1 protein-coding gene is annotated in these 793 nt (G+C 44.4%); it reads left to right on the top strand.

The genetic code is table 11. From position 1 onward, the window contains the following. Positions 1-793, top strand: a 793-nt coding sequence (locus A3729_RS28520; RefSeq protein ID WP_156498208.1) for an NAD(P)/FAD-dependent oxidoreductase, incomplete at both ends; no start/stop codon positions are given.

Here is a 793-nt window from a genome sequence, read left to right as displayed (position 1 = left end):
GCCATGAACCTAATCAAACGTGGCATTCAGGATTTTCTGATTCTGGAGCGGCGCGAATTTGTCGGTGGTACCTGGAGCCAAAATACCTACCCAGGCGCAGCCGTCGATGTTCCTTCTCCTTTGTATTCGATATCTTCAGAGCCTTACAATTGGTCGCAAATGTTCGCTGAACAAGACGAGCTAAGAGAGTACACCGAGCACATCATTTCCAAGCACGCTTTGGATAAGAAAATTGCGGCAGGCTCCAATGTGTCGAAGATTGAATGGCAGGAAGCAGAGCAGCGCTGGCAAATTGATATTGAAGGCAAAGATGCTTATCACGCTCAATTTGTTATTAATGCTTCAGGGCCACTTAGTACACCAGTGATTCCAGATTTTCCTGGAAAAGATACATTTAAGGGTAAGTCCTTTCACAGTAATAACTGGGATCATAACTATGACCATAAAGGCAAGCGAGTTGCAGTGATAGGTAGTGGTGCCAGTGCCGCACAAATAATCCCTGCGATCGCTCCGGAAGTTGAACACCTTGATGTGCTTCAACGTACCCCTCATTGGGTAATGCCTCGAAATGATTATAAATTTAAAGGCTGGCAACGTAAGTTGCTTAGTAAGAGTTGGGCCTACTTTGCTTTACGTTTCTTGATCTACTGGTGGTATGAATTCCGTGTTATTGGCTTTAAATATTCAGATTTGGCATTGAAGGTCTTGGCGAAGAACAAAGCTGAAAAGCATATTCGCAAACAGATCAAAGACCCGGACTTACAACGAAAAGTGACTCCCGACTTCACCATAG

The organism is Oleiphilus sp. HI0043 (genome assembly GCF_001634935.1).
The sequence above is the reverse complement of the archived record's forward strand: the minus strand, read 5'-3'. Positions and strand labels throughout refer to the sequence as shown.